The 23,638-nt window shown below is 55.4% G+C and carries 25 protein-coding genes; 4 read left to right on the top strand and 21 right to left on the bottom strand.

What is annotated here, in order from left to right; genetic code table 11:
- Positions 1-89 precede the first annotated feature (89 nt).
- From H7C18_RS26250 to H7C18_RS26270, 5 genes are all read right to left on the bottom strand, one after another.
- Positions 90-1,097 (bottom strand): NAD(P)/FAD-dependent oxidoreductase, encoded by a 1,008-nt coding sequence (locus H7C18_RS26250; RefSeq protein ID WP_185132092.1) that lies wholly within the window; start codon positions 1,095-1,097, stop codon positions 90-92.
- A 43-nt stretch (positions 1,098-1,140) separates the two neighbouring features.
- Complete coding sequence (locus H7C18_RS26255; protein ID WP_185132093.1) at positions 1,141-1,371, bottom strand: ferredoxin; 231 nt, start codon at positions 1,369-1,371, stop codon at positions 1,141-1,143.
- An 83-nt stretch (positions 1,372-1,454) separates the two neighbouring features.
- Positions 1,455-2,315, bottom strand: a complete 861-nt coding sequence (locus H7C18_RS26260; protein WP_185132094.1) for an RnfABCDGE type electron transport complex subunit D — start codon at positions 2,313-2,315, stop codon at positions 1,455-1,457.
- A gap of 3 nt (positions 2,316-2,318) precedes the next feature.
- The gene (locus tag H7C18_RS26265) at positions 2,319-3,200 is read right to left on the bottom strand and encodes an FAD:protein FMN transferase (RefSeq protein WP_185132095.1); all 882 of its coding nucleotides are present in this window, start codon (positions 3,198-3,200) and stop codon (positions 2,319-2,321) included.
- Positions 3,201-3,214: 14 nt separating this feature from the next.
- Positions 3,215-3,739: an FMN-binding protein gene (locus H7C18_RS26270; RefSeq protein ID WP_185132096.1), complete on the bottom strand. Its 525-nt coding sequence runs from the start codon at positions 3,737-3,739 to the stop codon at positions 3,215-3,217.
- Between the two features lie 116 nt (positions 3,740-3,855).
- Here H7C18_RS26270 and H7C18_RS26275 point away from each other — a divergent pair, with 116 nt between their 5' ends.
- The 3 genes from H7C18_RS26275 (at position 3,856) to H7C18_RS26285 (ending at position 6,670) form a co-directional block, all read left to right on the top strand.
- Positions 3,856-4,542, top strand: a complete 687-nt coding sequence (locus H7C18_RS26275) for a response regulator transcription factor (protein WP_185132097.1) — start codon at positions 3,856-3,858, stop codon at positions 4,540-4,542.
- Entirely contained in the window at positions 4,532-5,836 is a 1,305-nt protein-coding gene (locus H7C18_RS26280) for a sensor histidine kinase (protein ID WP_185132098.1), read from the top strand. Before H7C18_RS26275 ends, H7C18_RS26280 begins: the two co-directional genes overlap by 11 nt.
- 129 nt (positions 5,837-5,965) lie before the next feature.
- Positions 5,966-6,670 carry a VIT1/CCC1 transporter family protein gene (locus H7C18_RS26285; protein ID WP_185132099.1) on the top strand — a complete coding sequence of 235 codons (705 nt, stop codon included), beginning with the start codon at positions 5,966-5,968 and terminating at the stop codon, positions 6,668-6,670.
- A 14-nt stretch (positions 6,671-6,684) separates the two neighbouring features.
- Here H7C18_RS26285 and H7C18_RS26290 read toward each other — a convergent pair whose 3' ends face one another.
- From H7C18_RS26290 to H7C18_RS26325, 8 genes are all read right to left on the bottom strand, one after another.
- Entirely contained in the window at positions 6,685-7,068 is a 384-nt protein-coding gene (locus H7C18_RS26290) for a DUF302 domain-containing protein (RefSeq protein ID WP_185132100.1), read from the bottom strand.
- A gap of 60 nt (positions 7,069-7,128) precedes the next feature.
- Complete coding sequence (locus tag H7C18_RS26295; protein ID WP_185132101.1) at positions 7,129-7,398, bottom strand: metal-sensitive transcriptional regulator; 270 nt, start codon at positions 7,396-7,398, stop codon at positions 7,129-7,131.
- Positions 7,399-7,468: 70 nt separating this feature from the next.
- The gene (locus H7C18_RS26300) at positions 7,469-7,942 is read right to left on the bottom strand and encodes a DsrE/DsrF/DrsH-like family protein (RefSeq protein ID WP_185132102.1); all 474 of its coding nucleotides are present in this window, start codon (positions 7,940-7,942) and stop codon (positions 7,469-7,471) included.
- Between the two features lie 26 nt (positions 7,943-7,968).
- Complete coding sequence (locus H7C18_RS26305) at positions 7,969-8,757, bottom strand: sulfite exporter TauE/SafE family protein (RefSeq protein ID WP_185132103.1); 789 nt, start codon at positions 8,755-8,757, stop codon at positions 7,969-7,971.
- Positions 8,758-8,801: 44 nt separating this feature from the next.
- Positions 8,802-9,029 carry a sulfurtransferase TusA family protein gene (locus H7C18_RS26310; protein ID WP_185132104.1) on the bottom strand — a complete coding sequence of 76 codons (228 nt, stop codon included), beginning with the start codon at positions 9,027-9,029 and terminating at the stop codon, positions 8,802-8,804.
- A gap of 17 nt (positions 9,030-9,046) precedes the next feature.
- Positions 9,047-10,195, bottom strand: a complete 1,149-nt coding sequence (locus H7C18_RS26315; protein ID WP_185132105.1) for an MBL fold metallo-hydrolase — start codon at positions 10,193-10,195, stop codon at positions 9,047-9,049.
- Positions 10,170-10,781, bottom strand: a complete 612-nt coding sequence (locus tag H7C18_RS26320) for a sulfurtransferase TusA family protein (protein WP_420481889.1) — start codon at positions 10,779-10,781, stop codon at positions 10,170-10,172. Before H7C18_RS26320 ends, H7C18_RS26315 begins: the two co-directional genes overlap by 26 nt.
- Positions 10,782-10,939: 158 nt before the next feature.
- Positions 10,940-11,305 carry an ArsR/SmtB family transcription factor gene (locus H7C18_RS26325; protein ID WP_185132107.1) on the bottom strand — a complete coding sequence of 122 codons (366 nt, stop codon included), beginning with the start codon at positions 11,303-11,305 and terminating at the stop codon, positions 10,940-10,942.
- 212 nt (positions 11,306-11,517) lie between these two features.
- On the opposite strand from H7C18_RS26325, the gene H7C18_RS26330 reads away from it, so the two are divergent.
- Positions 11,518-13,701, top strand: coding sequence for a heavy metal translocating P-type ATPase (locus tag H7C18_RS26330; protein WP_238357961.1), 2,184 nt, complete (start codon positions 11,518-11,520; stop codon positions 13,699-13,701).
- Between the two features lie 76 nt (positions 13,702-13,777).
- On the opposite strand, the gene H7C18_RS26335 is transcribed toward H7C18_RS26330, so the two are convergent.
- The 8 genes from H7C18_RS26335 to H7C18_RS26370 all read right to left on the bottom strand — a co-directional run bounded on the left by H7C18_RS26335 (position 13,778) and on the right by H7C18_RS26370 (position 23,619).
- Positions 13,778-15,109 carry an MATE family efflux transporter gene (locus tag H7C18_RS26335; protein WP_185132108.1) on the bottom strand — a complete coding sequence of 444 codons (1,332 nt, stop codon included), beginning with the start codon at positions 15,107-15,109 and terminating at the stop codon, positions 13,778-13,780.
- A gap of 208 nt (positions 15,110-15,317) precedes the next feature.
- Positions 15,318-15,641, bottom strand: coding sequence for a cytochrome o ubiquinol oxidase subunit IV (cyoD, locus tag H7C18_RS26340; RefSeq protein WP_185132211.1), 324 nt, complete (start codon positions 15,639-15,641; stop codon positions 15,318-15,320).
- Between the two features lie 7 nt (positions 15,642-15,648).
- Positions 15,649-16,260, bottom strand: coding sequence for a cytochrome o ubiquinol oxidase subunit III (gene cyoC, locus H7C18_RS26345; protein WP_185132109.1), 612 nt, complete (start codon positions 16,258-16,260; stop codon positions 15,649-15,651).
- Complete coding sequence (locus tag H7C18_RS26350) at positions 16,260-18,230, bottom strand: cbb3-type cytochrome c oxidase subunit I (RefSeq protein ID WP_185132110.1); 1,971 nt, start codon at positions 18,228-18,230, stop codon at positions 16,260-16,262. The genes cyoC and H7C18_RS26350 overlap by 1 nt, the downstream gene beginning before the upstream one ends.
- A gap of 9 nt (positions 18,231-18,239) precedes the next feature.
- Positions 18,240-19,262: a ubiquinol oxidase subunit II gene (cyoA, locus tag H7C18_RS26355; protein ID WP_185132111.1), complete on the bottom strand. Its 1,023-nt coding sequence runs from the start codon at positions 19,260-19,262 to the stop codon at positions 18,240-18,242.
- A 76-nt stretch (positions 19,263-19,338) separates the two neighbouring features.
- Complete coding sequence (locus H7C18_RS26360; RefSeq protein ID WP_185132112.1) at positions 19,339-19,581, bottom strand: hypothetical protein; 243 nt, start codon at positions 19,579-19,581, stop codon at positions 19,339-19,341.
- Positions 19,582-19,702: 121 nt separating this feature from the next.
- Positions 19,703-21,961, bottom strand: a complete 2,259-nt coding sequence (locus tag H7C18_RS26365; RefSeq protein WP_185132113.1) for a helix-turn-helix domain-containing protein — start codon at positions 21,959-21,961, stop codon at positions 19,703-19,705.
- Positions 21,962-22,059: 98 nt separating this feature from the next.
- Positions 22,060-23,619, bottom strand: coding sequence for an extracellular solute-binding protein (locus H7C18_RS26370; RefSeq protein WP_185132114.1), 1,560 nt, complete (start codon positions 23,617-23,619; stop codon positions 22,060-22,062).
- Between the last annotated feature and the right edge of the window lie 19 nt (positions 23,620-23,638).

Genomic DNA, 23,638 nt, shown 5'->3' on the forward strand with positions numbered 1-23,638 from the left:
ACCGGAGTCATGGACATATAAAAATGGCGCTTAAGGTGTCGTTCCCATCCGGTTCAGAAGTACGCGCGAATGCCCAGTCCGGAGACTGGTCATTTTGAGAGTCCGACTCCTCCCCTATTACCGCTTCTATTGCTGCTGTGTCCCGGGGACAGCCTGGCCGACGGGTCGATGTACACTTTCGCATTGTTGACGGCGGTAGGCGCTTCTCCGAACCCGACCGCGATCAGCTTCAACTTGCCGGGATAAGCGGTGATGTCTCCCGCGGCGAAGATGCCGGAAACGTTCGTCTCCATGCGGGAGTCGACCCGGATGGAGCCTCCCTCCATCTCGATTCCCCACTGCGCGATGGGACCTGGCGCGGACACGAACCCATGGCTCACGATCACATCATCGACTTCCTCCTCGCGCTCGGCTCCGGACGCGAGGTCGCGCAGCGTCGCCCGTTCGATCCGCTCCGCTCCGGCCAAGCCGGCGATCTCCCAAGGAGCTTTGACCTCGACGGAAGAAGCCAGAAGATTCCGGACGCTGTGCTCATGAGCACGGAACTTGTCTCTCCGGTGCACAAGCGTCACCTTCTCCGCGATCGGTTCCAGCATCAGCGCCCAATCGACCGCCGAATCCCCTCCTCCCGTAATCAGCACCTTTTGACCCGCGAACCGGCTCAGATCCGAGATCGCGTAATGCAGGTTGGCGCGCTCGTAGCCTGAGGTTCCCTCCAATTCCAGCCGTCTCGGCTCGAAAACGCCGATCCCGCCGGTGATAATGACCGCCCGCGCGCGGCGAACGCATCGGTCGGTGACGACTTCGAAGCTCCGCTCCTCCAGCTTGTTCACCTGCAGGACCTGTTCGTTCAGACAGATATCGACCGGAAAATGCCGCATCTGCTCCACGAGCCGGTCCACCAGCTCCTGAGCCGTCACTTTCGGGAAACCCGCAACGTCGTAAATATATTTCTCCGGATATAAAGCGGAAAGCTGCCCTCCCAGCTGGGGCAAGCTCTCGATCAATGTGACGGAAGCGTTCCTCATGCCGCCGTAGAAAGCGGCGAACAAGCCGGCAGGTCCGCCGCCGATAATGATCAGGTCCGAATCGTTCATGGGGTGTCTTCCTCTCTTGCTTCTTCTTGGGTCGCGTCCCGATTTAGAAGGGGCGTTCGCTGCATTTGATCGAATCCGTCGGGCATCCGTCGAGGGCGTCTTGAAGATCGTCATGCAGATTCCCGGGAATGGCCGTCACCCCTCTGTTCCGGTCGTTATCGTAAATGGCCGTCGCCAGCCCCTCGTCGTCATAATCGAAAAGATCGGGCGCCGTGGCGCCGCACGCTCCGCAAGCAATGCAAGTATCCTGGTCTACTCTCGTGTATAGTGCCATGCGTTGTTCCCTCCAAAGTTGTTGTTGTCTGCGAGCTTTCGAATCGAAAGCTTGACCGCGAGTATAGAAAAACATTCTTTCATCTAGCTTAAACGGCGATAAGGTCGAATTTCAGATTCGGGGCGCGCAGGCTTCGCCGGGCGCTTCGAGAACTTGAACCGCAGCACCTGGTAGAGATTGCCGGCCAGCAGTCCGATGTACAAATAAATCAGCCCTCCGAACAGACCGTAGATAACGGCGCCCGCAGCGCCGGCGATCGCTCCGAATACGATCTGGTCCGCCGTTTTGGCCGGCGAAGTCGGCGGGTCGGTCAGCATCAGCATGGCGAAGAACAGCGCCGCGTTGATAAACGGCGGCCGCAGCGCGTCGTAGAAGCCGCCCGTCCGCAAGCTCTCCGCGTGCAAAGGGAGTATGCCGGCGTCGAGAACGAACAGCGCGAGGAGATAAACGACCGCGAAAGAGAATACTTGGGGAAATTTTTGAATCCGGTTGGTCACCCGGAAGCCGCCGATAAGAACGACCGGCAAGAACCAGCCCGGCAAATCTCCGAACGCCCCCCACCAGCTTTGCTGCGCATGAAAGATCGGAACGGACAGAAGCAGTCCGAACGCCGCCGGGTTGAACAGCGGCTTTTTCCGGTAGGCGAGCAGATGTTTGGACAAAATGGAGACGGCGGCGGTGGCCGCCACGACGTACCACGGGGACGCTGCGCTCAGAATCAGGGAGACGATCAGGCCGGTAATGAACGCGCCGTCGGGAAAAATTCGCTTCCTTCGCTCGATCAGGCAGCAGCCTACGTCGAATACGACCGCCGATCCGACCGCAATCAGGGCGTTCTTCGCGCCACCCCAATCGTGGGAAACGGCGGAGGCGATTCCCAGGAATGCGAGCAGTATCAATAGAACGTTTCCTTTCGGCGACTTGAGCCATACCTTCGGTTTCATTTCTCACATTCCTCCAACCTTGACGATCCGCAAATCCGGCTTGACGAGAACGCCGCGAAGCTCTGCTTGCTCGAGAAGGGACAGGGCCTCTTCTTCCCCCAGCAGAAATGCGGCGGTCGAAAAGGCGTCCGCCAGCATCGCGTAGGGAGCGATGACGCTGCAGCTGACCCAGACATTCGGCGACCGCTTCGTTCGCGGATCGACGATATGATGAACGCCGTCTGCGGCGGCGCTTATTCGCTCATAGCTTCCGGACGTGCAGATCGCCTCATTCGAAATGTCTACCGTCTGTATGGACTCGTCCCGCCGTTCGGGATGACGGATCCCGATGTTCCAGACGTTGTATCGCCCGTCTGCCCCGCCGGCGAACAGATCGCCGCCGGCGTTGACGATGAACCGTTCGAATGGGCTGAGCTCCCGCACGGCCAGATCGATGGCGAACCCTTTGGCCACCGCTCCCAGATCGATTACCGTCGGCTTCCGCAACAGCAGCGTCCGATTGCGCACGTCCATTTCGACGTCCTGGTAAGCGGCGGAGGCGTCTGAGGGATTGTCCGCGATATCGCCCGTCAAGTAGCGGCGGTTGAAGCCGAACTTCTCCATCGTACCGCCCACCGTCGGGTCGAAGACGCCGTTTGTCCAATCGGCGAGCTCCATTGCAAATCTTAGAGGCTCGAACAAATAGGGCCCGACCGGCACCGGAACGCCGATCCGCCGGCACGCCCTCATGAGCTCGCTGTCGGGATGGAATCGGCTGCAGGCATCCTCCACCTTGCGAAAAGCCGAGAATGCCCGTTCGATCGCTGCGTCTGCTTCTTCCTTCGGCCGCACGGTCGCTACATGAATGTCGACGACGGTATCCATATACAATTTCGTTCTTCGCATCGTCCTCACGTCAACTATCCGATCTTGGCCTGCGACAGCGCATCGGCCACCGCATCCTCGAAAGCCCGCGTGCTGTATGTGGCGCCGGATACGTTGTCCACCCGCGAGCTTTGCTTCTGCAGCACTTCGTCCGGCAGGTCGACGACATCGCTCTCGGAATAATGCATGGCGAAATCGCTGATTTCCACGTCCGTAATTTTGTCGCGCTTCACCGTGACGGCGACTTGAATAGAACCCCGCCGGTTGCTGCCCGTCCCCGTATAGGTACCGTCGTTGAAGAGCTTGTTCACCGAACTTGGACCCGGACTCGCGGACGGCGCGCCCGTGGACGGCGGAGCGGAAGCGGAGCCGCTTGAAGATCCGCCTTCCTCGTCCGAAAGGGCCGAATTACCCGAAAGCGGGTTGCCCGCGATGAGCGATTCTTGATTTCCCGGTTGAGGCAGGTACGCCTGGGCATTCGACGCGTAATACTCGGAAGCATAAATGACGCCGATCGCGGCGGAACAAAGAACGATCCATTTCTTCTTCATTTTGGCCATCGCCCATCCTCCTTCCGCCATAGGACCAGTGTAGCAGGACTAGATTTAAATTTTCTTAAAGCCGGGCTTTCTGATAACATGGTTGTGATGATGAGACCGGAACGGGTGGGATCAGAATGCGAGTGTTAGTGGTAGAGGACGACGCATCCCTGCTTCGAATCGTTCGCGATGTCTTCGAAGGCGAAGGGTTCGCGACCGACGGCGCGGAGACGGGCGATGCAGGCTGGTATTGGGCCGAACAGGCCGTTCACGATTTGATCGTTCTCGACTTGATGCTGCCGGGAATGAACGGGCTCGAAATCGTCCGCAAGCTGAGGGCCAAAAGCTTGGACATTCCGGTTATTCTCCTGACGGCTAAAGATGCCGTGGAGGATCTGGTGGCCGGGCTCGATGCGGGTGCGGACGACTACGTCACGAAGCCGTTCGCTGTCTCGGAGCTGCTGGCCCGCACCAGGGCGGTCCTGCGCCGGAAAGGCACGATCGGGCAGGAAGGCGAACTGACCGGCGGCCCCGTCCGGCTTGTTCCTTCGGTCAGGGCGGCGTTTGTCGGCGACGCGCCGCTGAACTTGACGGTCAAGGAGTACGAGCTGCTGGAATGCTTTCTCTGCAACAAAGATCGAATCGTAACCCGTGACCAGATCTTCGACCGGGTCTGGGGTTTCGATTCGTCGTCGGGACTGACGGCGGTCGACGTATATGTACACCATCTGCGCAAGAAGCTCGCTTCCCAAGGGGCAGGCTCTGCGCTCCGCACCATCCGGGGCGTCGGTTATATGTTTACGGGTGATTCCGATGTTCGGTAACATCCGCACGAGGCTGGCCTTCCTGAACGCCGCGGTTCTGCTGCTCGTACTTTCCCTGCTCAGCTCCGTGCTTTACGTTCATATGCGGCATCGTCTGTTCCACGAAACAGACGAAGTGTTGAAGCTGTCGATGCCCCGGATCGAATCGTTCCACAATTTGTCTGAGCTGATTCGCGGCAGGGATCAAGACCCTCAGCAGGACGAGAAAACGACGTACCTGTTCTGGGATTCGAACGGAAGCTTGATCGGGCAGTCTCCCGACCGTTCTATCGATGAGGAGACAGCCGCCCAACTGCGGGGGCCTGCCGCCGATCAGGTCATTCGGAACGCGACGGCAGGCGGCAAGCGTTATCGGGCGGTAACTTTTCCCAATGCCAATTCCAGGCTCGAAGCGGATTCGATCACTGTCATCCGAAGCTTGAGAGACGTGGATGAAACGCTTCGTTCGCTGCTGCTGGATCTTGCAGGCGGGATCGTAGCCGGCGCGGCCATCTCCATCCTGGCCGGCTTGTTTCTTGCGGAGAGAGCGCTCGTTCCGATCCGCCGTTCCTGGGAGAAACAGCAGCGTTTCGTCGCCGACGCCTCGCACGAGCTGCGGACGCCTACGTCGATTATTCAGGCCCGTACGGAGCTGCTTCTTCACTATCCCGAACGGTCCATCGAGCAAGAAAGTCCCCATATCGCCGTTATTCTTCAGGAGAACAAGCGGATGGGGAAGCTGATCGCCGATCTGCTCACGCTCGCTCGCTCCGATTCGAACCAGATTCAGATTCAAGCGTCCGAAGTAGCGCTTGATTCGCTGATTGTCGAAGTGGCGGATCAGTTTCGATTTCTCGCCGAGAACAAAAGTGTCGAGATCGAAACAAACGTTCAGCGGCCGTTAACGTTTCGGGGAGACGAGGCGCGCTTGCGTCAATTGCTCGTTATTTTGCTGGATAACGCCTTCAAGTACACGCCGTTCTCGGGGCGAATCGAGATCACCGGCGAATCCCGATCCCATTCGGTTTATTTGAGCGTCGCGGACACCGGATGCGGCATTCCGAAGGAAGATCTTCCGCATGTGTTCGAGCGGTTTTACCGCGGGGATAAAGCTCGCTCCCGTGCACAAGGAGGAACCGGCCTTGGCCTGTCCATCGCCAAGTGGATTGTCGAAGCGCATCACGGCACGATTCGGATCCGTTCCGAGGTCGGCTTGGGAACGAAAGCGGAAGTTTCCCTTCCTCGTGCGCACGAACGTCAATATCCGGCACTTGCGGGACGGTTTGCAGGCAGACGGAATCGTCGGCGGCGTTAAATTTGCCTAGGATGGGCTTCTGTCAGATTTTAAGATCATTTCAATAATGCCTTGTTAGGATGGAATGGAAATGTCGAGTCATTCGCATCCTATTCTTGGGTACTTCGGTTAATTCAAGGAGTGAATCAGATGGGCCAATCCGAAAAATCAACGCATAGGGAACGTCACTTTACCGCATCGGATACGATTCGGGACATCGTGATCGGAATGTCGGACGGACTGACGGTTCCGTTCGCGCTTGCCGCCGGTCTCTCCGGAACCGTCTCCAGCACGAACATCGTCGTCGTCGCCGGTCTTGCCGAGATTGCAGCCGGTTCGATCGCCATGGGATTGGGCGGCTATCTGGCCGCGCGAACGGACCGGGAGCATTACGAGAACGAATTGGAGAGAGAACGGCGGGAGATCCTTGAGGTTCCGGAGCGTGAAAAGGAAGAAGTGGCCGAAGTTCTCCGAGGATGGGGACTTCAGGAGGCGAACGTCGAATCGGCTGTAAAAGAAATAAGCAGCGATCAAAATCGATGGGTCGCCTTCATGATGAAACACGAGCTTGGGCTTGAAGAACCCGAACCCAAAAGAGCCCGCAACAGCTCCTTAACGATCGGTTTATCCTACATCGTGGGCGGGCTCATTCCTTTGATCCCATATATGCTTATTCATCGGGCCACAGCGGCTTTGTTGGTCTCCATCGTCGCGACGTTGATCGCTTTGTTCATTTTCGGGTATGTCAAAGGCAAATTTACCGGTTCAAGACCGTTCAAAAGCGCCGTGCAAACCACGTTGGTCGGCGGCGTGGCGGCGGGTATCGCCTTTCTGGTCGCCAAGATCATTTCGTGATGCTGCTTTGACATTCAGATGCTTTTGTCCACGCAAGCGGACAGCCGTCTCTCGATATCGGAGGCAATGCTCGTCAAGCTGCCGTCTTCTGCCAGCCCAATCAGGGAAGTCGGCTTCGGCATGCCTATTTTGGTCTTCCCGTTCTCCACGTACACAACCAATTTACAAGGGAGAAAGTACCCGACCAACAAATTTTCAGATAAAACTCGTTTGGCTTCCACGGGATTGCAGACCTCAAGAATCCGATAAGGCGAGTCGAGCTCTACGCCCTTCTCGTGAAGCTTTTCTTTTAAATCCAACTGCCATAAGACCCCGAACTTCTCCGCCTTCAGGTTTTCCGTCAAGGCTTCGATTGCTTGTTCGGGCGTCTTGGCCGTTTCGGCGGTATAATGGAACATCGTTCATCAGCCCTCCGTTTGACTGCACATTCATCATTGTACCCAACAAATGAATATACATCAGCGGCTCTTCACCAGCAGCTCGACCGCTTCCTGTACCAGTTTGCCCGTATCCTTGTTGCCGGCGGCCTGCTCTTCTACAATACATTGATGCAGGTTCTCGGCAACAATCTGCGCAATGGCTTTATCGGAAGCGTTGCGGACAGCGGATAACTGGGCCACTACCTCCCTGCAGGACTTTCCTTCTTCCATGAGCCGAAGTACGCCTCGTATCTGCCCTTCAATTCTTTTCAAACGCATTTTCATGGATTCCGTGTAATGGTATTCCATCCTCCATCGCTCCTCTCTATAAGCATACCGGTATAGGTATAGTATAGAGTAAAAAAGATCGGCTCACACGTTAAATAAACAAATTTACCTTCCCGTTCGAAGCGTCTCCCAGATAAGCGGCTACCCCGGCGTATTCCAAACCGTCGATCAGTTCCTCTTGCTTAAGACCGAGAAGATCCATCGTCATCGTACAGGCGACAAGCTTCACGCCCTGCTCCTGCGCAAGCTCAATCAGCTGAGGCAGCGACAAGGCGTTATGCTTCTTCATGACCTGCTTGATCATTTGCGGTCCCAGTCCGCCAAAATTCATTTTGGACAAGCCCAGCTTCTTGGCGCCCCGTGGCATCATCCATCCGAAGGCTTTCTCAAGCAACCCTTTATCGGTTTTCACCGCCTCGTCCTTGCGAAGCACATTCAAGCCCCAGAAGGTGAAAAAAATCGTCACTTCATGATCATAAGCTGCCGCGCCGTTCGCGATAATAAACGCCGCGATCGCTTTATCGAGATCGCCGCTGAACAGGACGATCGTTGATTGATCTGCCATAATCCATCAAACCACCTTTTTTTATACTATAGGATAGATATCCAGACCTTTACCGCGGTTAAGGCTATCAACGCAACCAACCCGTTTCTCAGCAGCTTTACGTTGATTTTCGAACTTGCTTTGGAACCGAGCGATGCGCCGATCAGGCTGCCGATCACGGTAAATACGGTCGGCCAGAACGGAATATCGCCACCGGCTAATTTCCCGACGACTCCGCCGACCGCGGATATCAAAACGATGGCGAGAGAAGACGCGATCGTCGTGCGCATCGGGATTTTGAGAACGGTAAGCATAATCGGAATGAGAATAAACGCGCCTCCGGCACCTACGATCCCCGACACCAAACCCACGACGAAAGCGGAACCGATCGCAATCGTTTTATTAAATCGAAGATCGTCCGTCGGCTCTTCGGTTCCTCTGCGCGGGAGCAGCATAAGAATTACGGCTACAACGGCAAGAATTCCGTACATCAGATTGATGATATCGCCCTGCAGCATGCCGGATACAAAGCCGCCGATCAAGCTTCCCGCCAAAATGCCGCTTCCCATATCCATCACGAGTCCTTTGTGGACGACCGAAGGACCGGCTTTGTTTTTCTTCCGAAATGCCAGCACCCCTGCCAGAGAAGCAAATAAGACCTGAAACATGCTGATGGAAGACACTTCGTGCGCCGTGAATCGGGCAACGCCGAATAATGCGGGCACGTACAGCAGAAGCGGATAGTTAATGATCGCCCCGCCGATTCCCAGCAAGCCTGAAAAGAAGGAGCCCACCAGACCGAGCACGATCATGACGATAAAGAGCAGAACCTCCATCGGCTCCTCCTTTCTGTACCGGCGACTCGCTCCGTGCATGCTTATTAAATTTTCTTCACGTAGAATTTATAAACGCCGTTGTCCTCTTCGTGTCCAAGGAGCTCGTGATTCGTTTGCTTGACCCACGCCCGAAAGTCGTTTACGGAGCCCTTATCGGTCGACAGGACCTCCATGACTTGGCCGCTTGCCAGACCGTCCAGCGCTTTTTTTGCTTTCACGATCGGCATCGGACAGGCCATTCCCTTCGTATCTACGACAACATCTATCTTCATCGTCTTTCTTCCTCCTCTTATCGATCGTGAACCGCGCAGCGGTTCGGGCCGATCTCCATTTCGCGCTGCTCGGCTTCGTCAGGCGTCAATTTGCCCATGTTCGTCTGCCGGATTTCCCGGTACGCGTTCGGTTGCGGCGGCAAGTTCTCGGTGACCGTACGCCGGAAGGCATCCTCATCCTGAATGTTGAGGCCCGGATTGTTGCGGTAAAGGTCCGATAACTTTGCCATCACCCGGCCGCCTTCGCCCAATTCGGCGACTTTGCCGAAGTGAGCGGGCAGGACGGTCAAATCCTGCGGCAAATCTCTGTATCGCTTGTAAAGCGTCTCGCGAAGATCTCCCGTCCAATCCTCCGCTTGGCCGGCGAGATCGGGGCGTCCGATCGATTCGATGAATAGAATGTCTCCGGTGAGCAAGTAGCGATCGTCAATGATAAAAGACGTGCTGCCGATCGTATGACCCGGGGAGTAAATGGGCTGTATGCGAATCGTCGCATTCCCTACCGTAATGTCGCGGCCTTCCTCCAGCTTTTCAAAGGAGAACGTCACTTCGCCTGCATCCTTCGGCGGCAGCCAATAGGTTGCCCCCGTCTCCTCGGCCAGCTTCCTGCCGCCGGAAATATGGTCCGCATGCAGGTGCGTGTCGAGAGTATGCTTGATTTTCGCGCCTCGTTCGGCTGCGAATCCTGCAAATACATCGGTCATTCGAAGCGTGTCGATGACGGCGGCCTCGCCGTCCGAGATCGCCATATAAGACAGGCAGCCTTTGCCGATCCGCACGAATTGGTACAGCGATCCGCCGTCTTTCAGGTCGCCGATTTTCACCGGTTCCAGATGCTCGCTCCACGACTTCATGCCGCCTTCCAGATAGTGCACATCGGTCCGGCCTGCTTCGAACAATTGCTCTGCGACGAATTTGGAGGATCCCTCTTTTGCACACACAACAAGCAGGTTTTTGCCGGCGGGAATCCGATCCATTGCCTCCTCGACGCCATCCAAAAGATCGAAATAAGGGATGTTGAGGGTTTCGATGCTTTCGCCTTCGATCTTCCAGTCGTTGAAGTCGCTCTCGTTGCGTACATCGAGAATGAACAGTTCTTCCTTGGACAAGACGATTCGTGCGAGTTCCTTGGCCTTCATCCTATTCGGTCCTGCCGCTGCCTCCATCTTGCGTTCCCCCCTTTTTGGAAAGTCTTTTTTCTGTCGGTCCGGTCCATCCGTACATGCCGGCCTCTACATTCTTCACATTTGTAAATCCCTTCTCCGCGAGCAGCTGACAGGCAAGATCGCTGCGGTTGCCCGTTCGGCAAACGATATGAATTTCGTCGTCCCGATTCCATTCATGGATGCGGCTTGCAAGCTCTCCGAGCGGAATGGATACCGCGCCTGGTATTCGACCGAACGCATATTCGGCCGGTTCCCGAACATCGAGGACCGTCAACTTCTCGCCTGCCGCCAGCTTCCTCTGCAGCTCTTCGGCCGATACGACATGCGGATGCTTCTTCTCATCCCGGGCTTCGTTAGGGCTCGACTTGCGGAGGTAATGCTTCAGCACATTCCCTTCTTCTACTGTCCCCAGATACTGGTGACCCGTGTTCCTGGCCCATCCCTGAATGTCCGCAAGAGAGCCCTTGTCGGTTGCTTGAACTTCCATGACTTGGCCGGCCTCCAATTGATCCATCGCCTTCTTCGTTTTCACGATCGGCATCGGACAAGCCAGACCTTTGCAATCAAGCGTTTGATTCGCCTTGATTTCCGGCAATTCGAAAACCTCCTTCATTTTTATACATATACCCCTATAGGTATATTACGAAGTCGAACTCTCCCTGTCAACCTGATCAATGTTGGTCGAATCGTCCAATAAAAAGGAAAAGGACCCGCCTTCGGTTAAGAAGAACGAGCCCTTGGTTCTTATTTATGTTTGAGATGCTGAAGCGTGGCGTCGAAAATATCGTCAATATGGGAATCGTCCAGCGAATAAAATACGGTTTTGCCCACTTTTCTTCGCTTGACCATGCGCATATTACGCAGGTACCGAAGCTGATGGGAAACCGCGGACTGCCCCATCCCGAGCAGCTCCGACAAGTCATGGACGCAAAGCTCTTGCTGCCGCATGGCGCATAGAAGCTTGACTCGAGTCGGATCGCTTAAAGCTTTGAACCATTCCGCCATATCCCGGACCAACGTTTCTTCGGGCATCTGCTGCTTGATTTGATCCAAGTCGACTTCGGTACCGCCGCAAGTTGCATCGCACTCTTCCGTCGCTTGTTGAATCATAAGATCACCTCTTTACGACAATCGCTGATGATTCATTATAGCAGACGATCCTTTAATCAGAAAACTTTACGATTAGGATAGGGGCCGTATGCGGATTCGCTCTTTCGCCCAATATTCATAATGGATTAGAAAAGATTGACACCCCCCTTTGTTAAAGAATATCATATGAACATATACTCATTTGTTCTGCTTGGAAATGGAGCGGTGGCACGATGGCGATGGAACTTCGGGTGAAAGGCTTATCCTGTTCGAATTGCACAAAGGAACTCGAGCAGGAAATCAAAAAGCTTGAGCATGGAGAAACGGCGAAATTAAGCTATAATTCCGGCAAGCTGACGGTGGATGAGAACGTCGACTTGGAGAAAGTCAAACGGATCTTAAAATCGGACGGCGCTTCTCTGGAGCTGCCCCCTTCGCAAGAAGGACGCGAGAAGATCAACTCAAACGAACAGCTTCACCAACATCATCATGAACATGAACACGACGATCATGGTCATGATAACACTAACGATCACAGCCCCGATCACGGCCACGATCACGGAGCCGCTGGCTCGAAACGAATCATCGGGCTTTTGGCCGTCTCCGCCCTGCTGTATGCCGGCACCATGATTACACAAGGAATCATGGCGCCGGCGTTCTATATTTCGCTTTACATTCTCGCTTCGCTTCTTAGCGGGTACTCGACTTTCCGGCGCGGGTTGAAGAACCTTGCGAAGTTCAAGTTCAACATCGACACCTTGATGACGATCGCTCTCGCGGGAGCGGCAGCTATCGGGGATTGGAAGGAAGCGACGCTGGTCGCCATCCTGTTCGGCCTGAACGAGCTGCTGGAAGGCATGGGAATGGAGAGAGCCCGCAAGTCGATGGAGATGCTGCTGCAGGTTGCGCCCAAGGAAGCCGTGAGGCTGGACAACGGCACCGAGACGGTTGTTCCGATCGCAACCCTGAAGGTCGGCGATACCGTTATCGTCAGGCCCGGAGAAAAGATTCCTTCCGACGGCACGGTTGCCGGCGGGAAAAGTTCCGTGAACGAAGCCGCCATTACCGGCGAATCCCTTCCCGTGGAGAAAGCGGGCGGCGAGCCCGTCTTCGGCGGCAGCATCAATAACGAAGGCGTTCTGCAGATCCGCATCGACAAAGCGTACGAGGACTCATCGCTGGCCAAAATTCTTCATCTGGTGCAGGAAGCGCAAGAAACCAAAACGCCGACGGAGCTGTTCATCAACAAGTTTTCGAAATATTACACGCCGCTCATTATCATTTTCGCCATTCTGGTATTCCTTATCCCCCCTCTTCTTCTTAGGGGCGAGTGGTCCAAATGGCTTTATCAAGGCTTGGCGGTTCTCATCGTAGGATGCCCTTGCGCGCTGATTCTGTCTTCTCCTATCGCGATCGTATCCGGCATTACCCGCAATGCGCGGAACGGGATCCTGATTAAAGGCGGGGTTTTCCTCGAACAGCTCGGGAAGCTGGACACGATCGCCTTCGACAAAACCGGAACGCTGACCAAAGGCGAGCCCTTTGTGGAGAAAACGGTTGTCTACGATGAAGCAAGGTTCTACTCCGTCGCCGGCGCGATCGAGAAAGCCTCGGTTCACCCGCTGGCAAAAGCGGTGATGAAGGAAATCGACCGGCTGGGAACACCGATCGGGGAAGCCGATGACATCGAGACCGTATCCGGTCAAGGAATCACGGCGACCTGCGACGGAAAAAAGTACTGGCTGGGCAATGAGAAAAGCATCTCTCATCTAACTTTTACGGAGGAGGTTCGCTCCGCCGTTCAAAGTCTGAAAGAAGATGGCTTGACCCTTGTCCTCTTGGCCGATGAACGCGAAGTGCTGGGGATGTTCGGGATTGCCGACGAGATTCGGGAGGAAAGCGCGGGCGTGATCGGCGAGCTTCACCGCAGCGGGATCCGCCGTACGGTGATGCTGACCGGGGACCACCGGAAGACGGCCGAGAAGGTGGCCATAGCGGTCGGCGTCAGCGAATACCACGGCGGCCTTCTTCCCGAAGACAAAGTGGCCAAGGTTAAACAACTGGCCGCGACCGGCTCGGTCGGCATGATCGGCGACGGCATCAATGACGCCCCTGCCCTGGCCTCCGCCCAGCTCGGCATCGCCATGGGCAAAGGAACGGACAGCGCCATCGAGACCGCCGACATCGTTCTCATGCAGGATCATCTCGGCAAACTGCCGACGGCGATCCGGATCGCCAGGCGAGTCAATCATATCATTCGATTCAATATCGGGATGGCATTAGGCCTGAAATTGATCGCCTTGCTGCTGACGATTCCCGGCTGGCTGACGCTTTGGATCGCGATCCTCTCCGACATGGGCGCCACGATCTTCGTCACCCTGGTCAGTCTGACGATCCTGATTCAAAAACGTTCTTGACCTCCATGACCCCGTTTCATGAACCCAAGCATTTCGATTGGAGGTTATGCTCCGGACATGCGCCCCATGATGAGAGCTACGCAAGCTTGCGGACCCAATTGCGTGTCCTGCGATACCATAAAAACAATAGGGCACGCAGAGCATTGTCGAGTGCAATGCTAATCCATACCGCCGGAAGTCCGAAGTCCAAATACCAAGCGAAAATATAGACGCCCAAGGTGCGGACTCCCCAAATTCCGATCATGGTCGCGATCATGGGGAACTTCGTATTTCCTCCCGCCTGTATGGCTGAGGTGTCGACCAGTACGGCTGCCAAGAAGGGTTGCGAAATAATATCAATGGCCAGGATCGTCAGAAGCAAGTGCAGGACGTTTGAATCGCGGGTAAACAATAATCCGATCCAGGGGCTGAACACGCATAATAAAATCGCCACGCTTGTCATCGATACAGCCGACAGGATGTAGCTCCACCTGCGATAAGTTCGGACGTTCTCCTCGTCACCGCTGCCAATCGCTTGGCCAATGGCGGCTGTGGCAGCCGTGGCAAAACCGGACCCGATCGTAAAGCCGAAGGTTGTTATCGTACCCGCAATATTATGGGTTGCATATACATCGACGCCCATTCGAACGATTAAGCCGAAGTAAACGACTTGCCCGAGACGCATGGACAACCGTTCTAAAGCCGCCGGTACGGCAAACTTCGTCATATTCCAACTATAGGAAGCGGAAACCTTCAAATCCCGTTTGGAAAGCGAAATCGCCTCTATCTTCCGCGACTTCAGCCATAATCGCGCAAGCGCATAGGTACGCGCCGCAACCATCGCGATCGCTGCGCCTGAAAGCCCAAGCCCGTGAAAGGAACCTGCGCCGAAGATCAAAAAGGAATCCAGGACGACGTGAAGGATATTCATTTCAAGCCCGACGCGCAAAGGAGTTCTGGTATCCCCGATCGCACGAAAGGAGGCGGATTGAGCCGTGAACAGAGCGATTAACGGCGATATGCCGAGCACAACGCAAAAATAGGAGTAGGCGGCGTTTTCCAGCTCCCCATATGCCCCCATGATATGCAGAAGAGGGCCGGCTCCCAAAACGGAAACGAGGGATGCAACAAGTCCGACAAGGAATGCAATGAGGAAGCCATGCCATACGGCAGAACGGCCCCGTCCGATGTCTTTAGCTCCGTATGCGCGTGATAAATATACCGATAGAGCCGCCGAAATCGCTGTAAAGACTCCGATATAGGTCATGCTATAAACGTTCGTTACACCGACGGCGTCAATGGCAAGCAGCCCCATCTTGGCAATGAAGAACGAATCCGCAACACCTAGAAGATTTTGCAAATAGGCTTCTCCGATTGCCGGAATCGCTATATTCAAAATTCGCCTGGCTTGCTGCGGGAGCTGGAACAAATTCGCACACCTCTTCATTAGATCGCTAATCCGGCCTCGATATTATATCCCCCTAAGAGGGATATTTAAAGTGCTAATGTCTATAACGGACGTTTAGCGGAGAATGAAGTGAACGTCAGATAAAAATCAATAAATAAGGACGTGCGCCTGGGATACGTTATCCCAAGTGTACGTCCTTTTCCTTTCTTGACACGGTGATTTACGCCGCCTAATACATCTTGTTGTTAGCCATGATCCAGATCGAGCCGGCGATCACCGTTACGACCACGACGATGCCGAGGATGAGCGCCATTAAATTGTAGCGAGGCCCTTTCTCTTCGCGAAGGTGCATGAAGAACAGCAGCTGGACGGCAAACTGCAGGACCGCCGCGACGAGAATGACGAGCAGCGCCCCCATCCCCGTCATCCACCTGTTCAAGACAGCCAGCAGCGGAATGATCGTCAGGACGATAGAGAGAGCGAATCCCGTCGCGTATTCCTTGAGCGATCCATGCCTGCCCTCTTCTGCGCCGTGACCGTGGCCGCCATGCATTCCCACCTTATATCACTCCCATCAAATAGACGATCGAGAACACGAAGATCCACACGGCATCGAGAAAATGCCAGTACAGGCTCGTGATTTGCACCTTGCGAACCGTTACCGGAGTGATGCCGTGACGGCTCAGCTGCAGGATGAGCGCTAGAATCCAGAAGAAGCCGACGGACACGTGCAGCCCATGAGTGCCCACGAGCGTAAAGAACCCCGATAAGAACGCGCTTGTGCGGATCGTATGCCCTTCCGAGACAAGCTTCAGGAATTCGGATGCCTCCAGTCCGATAAAACAGGCGCCGAGCAGAATCGTTACGGCCAGCCAGCCGATCAGCCCTTTTCGGCTCCCGTTGTTCATGGCCAGGACGGCCAGCCCGCTCGTAAAGCTGCTAGTCAGCAGGATGAACGTTTCGGCGATGACGCCGGGCATTTCGATAATGTCCTTCGGTCCCGGTCCGCCCGCCGTGCTGTTCTTCAAAACGGCGAATGTCGCGAATAGGACGGAGAACAGGATGCAGTCCGTGATCAGGAAGAGCCAAAAGCCGAATTTGCGGAGCTCCTCCAGATCGTGATGTCCGTCTTCGTGGACAATATGATGCGTATGATCGGCAGAATGCGCCATCACACCGTCCTCCTCGCCGCAGCTTCCCTGCGTTTGATTTCGTCCACGGAGATGTAATAGTCGGTATCGTAATTGAACGAATGCGCGAGCAACGTCGCCGCGACGCCAAGAAAACCCGGGATCGCGATCCACAACCAGTGGAACACGAGACCGAATCCGGCCGTGAACCAGCAGATCGCTTGAAGGAACGGGATCGCGGAGTTTTTCGGCATATGGATCGGACTCAGCTCTTGCCTCTTTTTCTCGGCTTTTCCGGCAGCCATGCGCTGTTTCTCTTCCCACCACTCGTCGCGGTCCGTCACGATCGGCGTCGTCGCGAAGTTATAGAGCGGAGCCGGCGACGGGATCGACCATTCCAGCGTGCGGCCTCCCCACGGATCGCCGGTCGTATCCATCTCCATAAACTTGATGCTGTGGGCGATCTGCCATACCAGGAACAAGAAGCCGATGCCCATCAGGAAGCCGCCGACCGTTGACGCGAAGTTCAGCCCCCACCAGCCTTTATCCCATCCGTACGTGCTGATCCGACGGGTCATTCCGTCCAGTCCGACGACGTATTGCGGCATGAAACAAACGTAAAATCCGATGTTCCACACCCAAAACGCCCATTTTCCGATTGTCTCGTTAAGTTTAAAACCGAATATTTTGGGCCACCAGTAGAAAAGTCCCGCGAAGTAACCGAAGACGGCTCCTCCGATCAGCACTTGATGGAAGTGGGCGATCAGGAAATAACTGTTGTGGAACTGGAAGTCCGCCGGCGCGACAGAGAGCATCACCCCCGTCATCCCGCCGATGACGAAGCACGGGATAAACGCGATGGTCCACAACATCGGAGTCGGGAAGGAGAGCCGGCCCCGATACATCGTAAACAGCCAATTGAAGATTTTTACGCCCGTCGGAATCGAGATGATCATCGTCGATATCGCGAAAAAAGTATTGACGTTGGCGCCGGAGCCCATCGTGAAGAAGTGATGAAGCCACGTGTAGTAAGACACGACGCTGATGGCCATCATCGCGAATACCATCGACGCGTAGCCGAACAGCCGTTTCTTCGAAAAGGTCGCGACGACCTCGGAATAGACGCCGAATGCGGGCAGCACGACGATGTACACCTCGGGATGCCCCCACATCCAGATCAGGTTGACGTACATCATGGCATTGCCGCCGCCGTCCATCGTGAAAATATGCGCTCCCAAATACCGGTCCACGAACAAAAGCGCGAGCGTCACCGTCAAGACGGGAAACGCAGCAATGATCGCGATACAGCTTGCCAGCACCGACCACGTAAACATCGGCATCCTGGACCAGCTCATCCCCGGGGCGCGCATCTTGACGATCGTAGCGATGAAATTGATTCCCGTCATGAGCGAGCCGATCCCGGAAATTTGCACGCCCCAAATATAGAAATCTTCCCCTACGCCGGGGCTCCCCGTCATTTCCGACAGCGGAGGGTACGACAGCCAGCCCGCGTCCGCCGAGCCTCCGATGACGAAGGACATATTGAACAGCATCGCGCCAAAGAAGAACAGCCAGAAGCTCAGCGCGTTCAGGAACGGGAACGCAACGTCGCGCGCTCCGATTTGCAGCGGAACTGCGATATTGAACAAACCGAACATGAGAGGCATCGCCATGAACAGAATCATAATGACTCCATGCGTCGTGAACACCTGATTGTAATGCTCGGGCGAGAGGAACTTCATATCGGGGAAGGAAAGCTGCGTCCTCAACATCAAGGCGTCGAAGCCGCCGCGGAACAGCATGAGCAGGGCGGAGACGATGTACATGATGCCGACCCGCTTATGGTCGACGGTCGTCAGCCACTCGCGCCAGAGCCAGCCCCACTTCTTGAAGTACGTCAAGGCGAAGACGATGGCGATCACGGTTACCACGATAGCGACGTCCGCCCCGTAGATCAAGGGATCGCCCGTGACGAAAAACCAGGAAGCGAAGTTTATCAGCTTGTCCAGCACGAAATTTCCCTACTTTCGTTGGTCTTGGGCGGAGTCTGAACCATGGATCATGTGACCGTGATGACCGGCATGGACGCTGGGCTCCGAGTCGGGAGCTAGCTGTCCCCCTTCGGTATGCTCCGTCGCAAGCCCGCCGCTTAGCGTAATCGCCTTCCGGCCGATCCCCGCAGGAGCTCCCCGGCTCATGGAATACTCGTGCACGATCTTATGGAATAGCCCCGGGGAAATGGAAGCGAAGGTCAACTGGCCGGAAGTCCCCGGGCGGGCCAGCTGTCGATAGCTATCCTCCGTCAGCGCGTTTCCGCTCGCCTTGGCGTCGGCCACCCATTTGTCGAAATCGGCCCGTTTGACGGCCTCCGTCGTGAAAGCCATCTTCGCGAATTCGCGTCCGGTAAAGTTGGCTCCGGTCCCCATGTAGGATCCCGGCTCGTCGGCCTGCAGGTGCAGCGTCGTCGCCATTCCGGACATCGTGTAGACCATGCCGCCGAGCTGGGGAACCCAGAAGGAGTTCATGGGTCCGTCGGAGGTCAACTCGAACCGGATCGGGGTCTTCTCCGGAATGACCAAATAGTTGACGGTAGCAATGCCTTGGTCCGGATACTGAAAAAGCCATTTCCAGTCCAGCGACGCAACCTGGACGGTGACCGGTCTGACATCGGAACGGAGAGGCTTTGCCGGATCCAGCTCGTGCGTATATCTCCCCGTCACGACTGCCAATACGAGAATGAGGACGACGGGAACCCCCCACCAGATGATTTCCAGCTTCGTGCTGTGGGACCACTCGGGCTGATAAGGAGCTTCGCTGCTCCTCTTCTCGCGAAAACGCCACAGGATCCATACCATAAGCAGCAGCACGGGTACGGTCACGATGAGGCAAAGCCCGACCGTAAAATAAATCAGGTCGCGCTGCTGAGAGCCGACCGGTCCCTTCGGATCGAAGACGATCATCGACTTGCACCCGGCGGCCACGAGGGTTATAGCCGCCAGCATCGGGAATGCGGCGAACCGTCTGACGATCGACAAGAATTTCATGAGTCGCTCTCTCCTGCCGCGTGATGCCTTGCGGGCTCTTGTTGTAACCGATCATGTCAATCTTTCCCCGTTACTTCTATTCGGATTCGGATTTTCGTTTGTGCACCAGATTCATCGCCGTTCCGATCATATAAACGAACACGCTGCCTACCAAAAATCCGATGCCTGCCATCAAATAGCCGTTGCTGTCGCTGAAATTGCCAAGGCGCAGCAAGCAAAGGATCACTCCCGCGCAGAATCCGCCCCATGCGGCAATTTGCATGACAAGGAATAAGGACTTCCCTTCCCGTTCGTCTCGGGTTACCGAGTTCTCCGTCATTCGTCTTCGCTCCCTTCATTCCGCCTTGATCGTTAAGCATTATCTCCAAATCTTATCCATAAAACCCAAACCGCCTTGAACACAAAAAAAACTCTTCCTAAAAAGAAGAGTTCGCTTGAATTTATTTGTTGAAATAGTTTTCCCGATACTGTCCCGGGGTACACCCTTCCAGCTTGCGGAAGTAGCGGATAAAGTTCGCCGGCGTATTGTATTTCAGCTTCTCCGCGATTTCGGATATTTTCATATTCGTCTCGACCAGCCATTTCTTGGCCATCTTCATGCGGTATTCCGACAAGTAATCGCTGAAATTGACGCCCGTTTCCTTACGGAACACTTTGGTCAAATAGTTGGGACTGTAGTTCATGCGCCGCGCGCAAACCTCCAGCGTCAGGTCGGTATCGAAGCCGGTCTCGATCATGCGAATGATCTCGCTGGAGATGCTCTGATATTGCTTGACTCTTCGCTGCTCCAAATGCTCCAGCAACGGCGACATCACCGTTTGCTGGAAAAACAGTTCCACTTGCCCGACCGTTTTCAAGTCGAACAGCTGGATGAACAGATCCTGCTCCGCCGCATACAACCGGTTCGGATTGACCCCGGCGTCTTTGGCGGCTTGCAGCATTTGCAGAAGAAGACGGACAAAGGACATGAAATAGGCCTCGTGCGTCCGCTCGTCGGCGGCAATGGCGGCAATCAGCTGCGGCAGCAGCCGTTCGGCCTGCTCCCGGTCCGCCAGCTTGAGCGCGTCGAGCAGCTGCTGCTCGAGAGCGTCGGGATAATGATGCGGAACGCTTTGCTCCGGCTGTACTTCATCAATATGCAAAATCGACTCTTCGCCGAGCTTCATCCGGTATTTCAGCGCGGTCAGCGCTTCCCGGTACGCTTCCCGGATGATCTTGATATCGTCAAAGACCCGGCTGAAGCCGATACTGATTTTCAGCTCCAGGTAGCGGTTGACCATGCCCATAATGTCTTGCGCCAGCGTATCCAGATAGGATTTGAAGAGCTGCGCGTCGGATTCCGAGCGGCCGAGCAAAGTCACTTGCGAATCGCCCATCACGACGGGAAGCAGCCGGCACTCCTCGGCCACGAGCTCGGAGACGATGTTGTTCAAGGCGAACATGAGCAAATCCCGGTCCTGCTCCTCGAAGCGCGTGCCGGCGAATGTATCGATTTGAATCGCCATGACGCACATGTGGCTCCACCCGAGCGGGTGCCCGAACATCGCAAGCCTGTCTTGAATTTCCGACTTGGCCATATCGCTCTGAAACAGCTTGAACACGAAATACTCCTTCATCTGACGGGAATGCCCCTGCATCTCCTGAAGAAGCCGATTCTCGCTCTGCAGCAGACCGCGAAAACGTTCGTTCATAAATTCGAATTCGTTGCCGGTCTCGGCCGCATCGGCCGCTTCCGGTGCGTTCCGCATTACATCGTACAAGCTTCGGATCGGTCTGTACATTTTTTTGGAACCCAGGTAAGAAATGATCAAGGCGACGGCCAAGATGCCCAGGCATAGAAACAAGGTGAACCAGCCGATATTTTGCGACTCTCTGTTCAGCTCGTCGATCGATACGACGGACAAATACGCCCACCCGTTATAAGGAGATACGCGATAGCTGACCCCCACCCGTTCCTTGCCCGCATTAGCCTTATAAAAGCCGTGATCCTCTGCGGCAATCGTCTGCTTGCCGCCAAACGGCAATTCGTCGAACCGTTTGCCCAGAGCGGCTCCCTCGTTGCCCGCGAACACGTACTGCGCTTCGTCCATGACCAGAACGCTGCCGAGCTTCGTCTCGCTGCCGATCAGCTTATTGATCTCATAGAGCGGAATGGACATGACAAGCAAACCGGTCGGGTGGGCGGAATACGACGGGATTTTTTTGACAAGCTGCATGGCGGAAGGAGCTGCGGACCAGAACGACGTTCTGGGGTCGTTCACCCACTTGTCGTACCCCTTCACGTCGCTTGCGGAGAGCGCGGACAATCCGACATCGCTGACCGACCATTTGCCTGTCAGACTGACCAGCTCCGTACTCATCGCGACGAGTTGGCTGCTTTGCAGCTTGCTCATGGAATTGAGCAGATCCTGCACCGTGTCTACGCCGCTGGCGTCGCTTGTCAAGCTTCCGCGCAAGGAGGCAATGACGAGCGGCTGATTCATATATTGGATGGCCGAATAGTCGACCAGCCGCAGCAGCTGCTCGATTTGCGACTCCGTTTGCAGAAGCCTCTGCTGATTGCTTTCGTACACCTTCGTCTGCAGCGTGCCGGATGCCGTGTAGTAGGAATAAGCGCCCAGCACGATGACCGGGAACGTTCCGAGCAGCAAGCTGAACCAGATAAGCTTGGACAAAAAGGTCGGTGCGCGCAATTTCATGGATTAAGCCTCCGCCATCAACGTTTGAAGCGCCTCCCGTCCGGAGCAATTCCGGCAGGAAGGCGCTGAGCTGTAAAGGAATGTCTTCTCGCTATCGGTTATTTGTTCTGCGCTTTATTATATTCCTGCGTGAATTCGTCGATCATTTTATCGCCGCCTTGCTTGCGCCATTCTTCCGTCGCTTTGGCGAAGCCGGCCTCGTCGATGGAGCCCATGATGAATTTGATGCTTGCGTCGTTGATGATCGTATCCAGATCGGTGCCGCGCTCCGCTTGCGTCGGCGAAAGGAAGGGCTCGGTTACGTTCGGCACCGCGTTCGGAGCTTGCTCTTTATACATTTGCTTTACCTTCTTCATTACATCGTTTTCCGTCGGCCAGGTCAAGTCCGAGGGCGCAATCCGCAGTTGGCCCAAATCGGCGACCTGGTTCGCGAACAGCTCCTGATTCGTGATCACCGGATTTCCGTTTTCCACTTTGGAATGCACGCCTTCGACGCCAAAATCGAACAGCTTCTCTACTTCCGGATCCAGGACTTTATCGAAATAGGACAGGATATTTTTCAGATCCGCTTCCGACTTCACGCTCGATTTGGGGAACATGAACTCGCCGTAGTAGCCGGAGTTCGCCGGCAGCTTGACGCCCTTCGGTCCTTCGAGGCCGGCCACGAAGCCGATCTTGGCGTCCGGAATCAGCTTGTACAAGGACGTAAACTGCGAATTCGCGTCATCGATGCTCCCGGTGACCATCCCCGCCTTGCCTTGGTTGATGAAGTCTCGCACCTTCGTTCCTTTGATCGCGCCGAAGTCCTGGTTGATCAGCTTTTCATCGTACATTTTCTTCAGCAATTTCAGTGCTTCCATATACTCGGGGGTCATGAAATCGGGTGTCGCTTTCCCATCCTGAATCCCCCATTTGTTGAAGCTGCCAAGCGCCGTCACGAGGTCTATCATCGTATCGCTTGCCAAGCCGTCGGACGACAACGCCAGGCCGAACGTGTCGTTCTTGCCGTTCTTGTCCGGATCATCCGTCGTAAAGGCCTTCGCGATATTATAAATATCGTCGACTGTCTTCGGCTGCTGCAGGCCGAGGTTGTCCAGCCAGTCCTGACGGAACAAGAAGCCTTTGCGAGCCACCGGACGTTCGCGGTATATGCCGTAGATCTTGCCGTCCACGGAGATGTTGGTGGCGATTTGATCGTTCCAGTACTTTTGCAGGTTCGGGAAATCTTTGATGTACGGGCCGACTTCCCAGAAGGCGCCGGAACGGATCGCATTAATGACGGAGGAGTTCTTGTTGTTGGTCACGACGATGGCTTGCGGCAAATTGCCGGAAGCCAGCGTGACGTTCACCTTATCGTCATAAGCCGAGCCGGGAACGAAAGTAACGTCCAACTTGACGCCCGTTTTGTCTTCCAAAGCCTTGAACGCAGGATTGGAGTCGTCCGTCGCCGGCGGCTGCGCGGCAAAGAAAGGCACCATGGCGCTGAATTTGACCGGCTGCGCCGCTTTCCCGCCGCTACTGCTGCTGCTGCTGCCGCTGGCCTCCCCTCCATCGTTCGAGTTCGCTCCGCAAGCGGTTAGCAGCGAAACGGCCAAGACCGTAGCGACGCCGGCCGCCATTCCTTTTCTCCGAACATTTCTTTTCTTTCTCGTCTCCATCGAAAACCCTCCATGATTT

Source organism: Cohnella zeiphila (genome assembly GCF_014212055.1).
In the GTDB taxonomy this organism is placed as follows: domain Bacteria; phylum Bacillota; class Bacilli; order Paenibacillales; family Paenibacillaceae; genus Cohnella; species Cohnella zeiphila.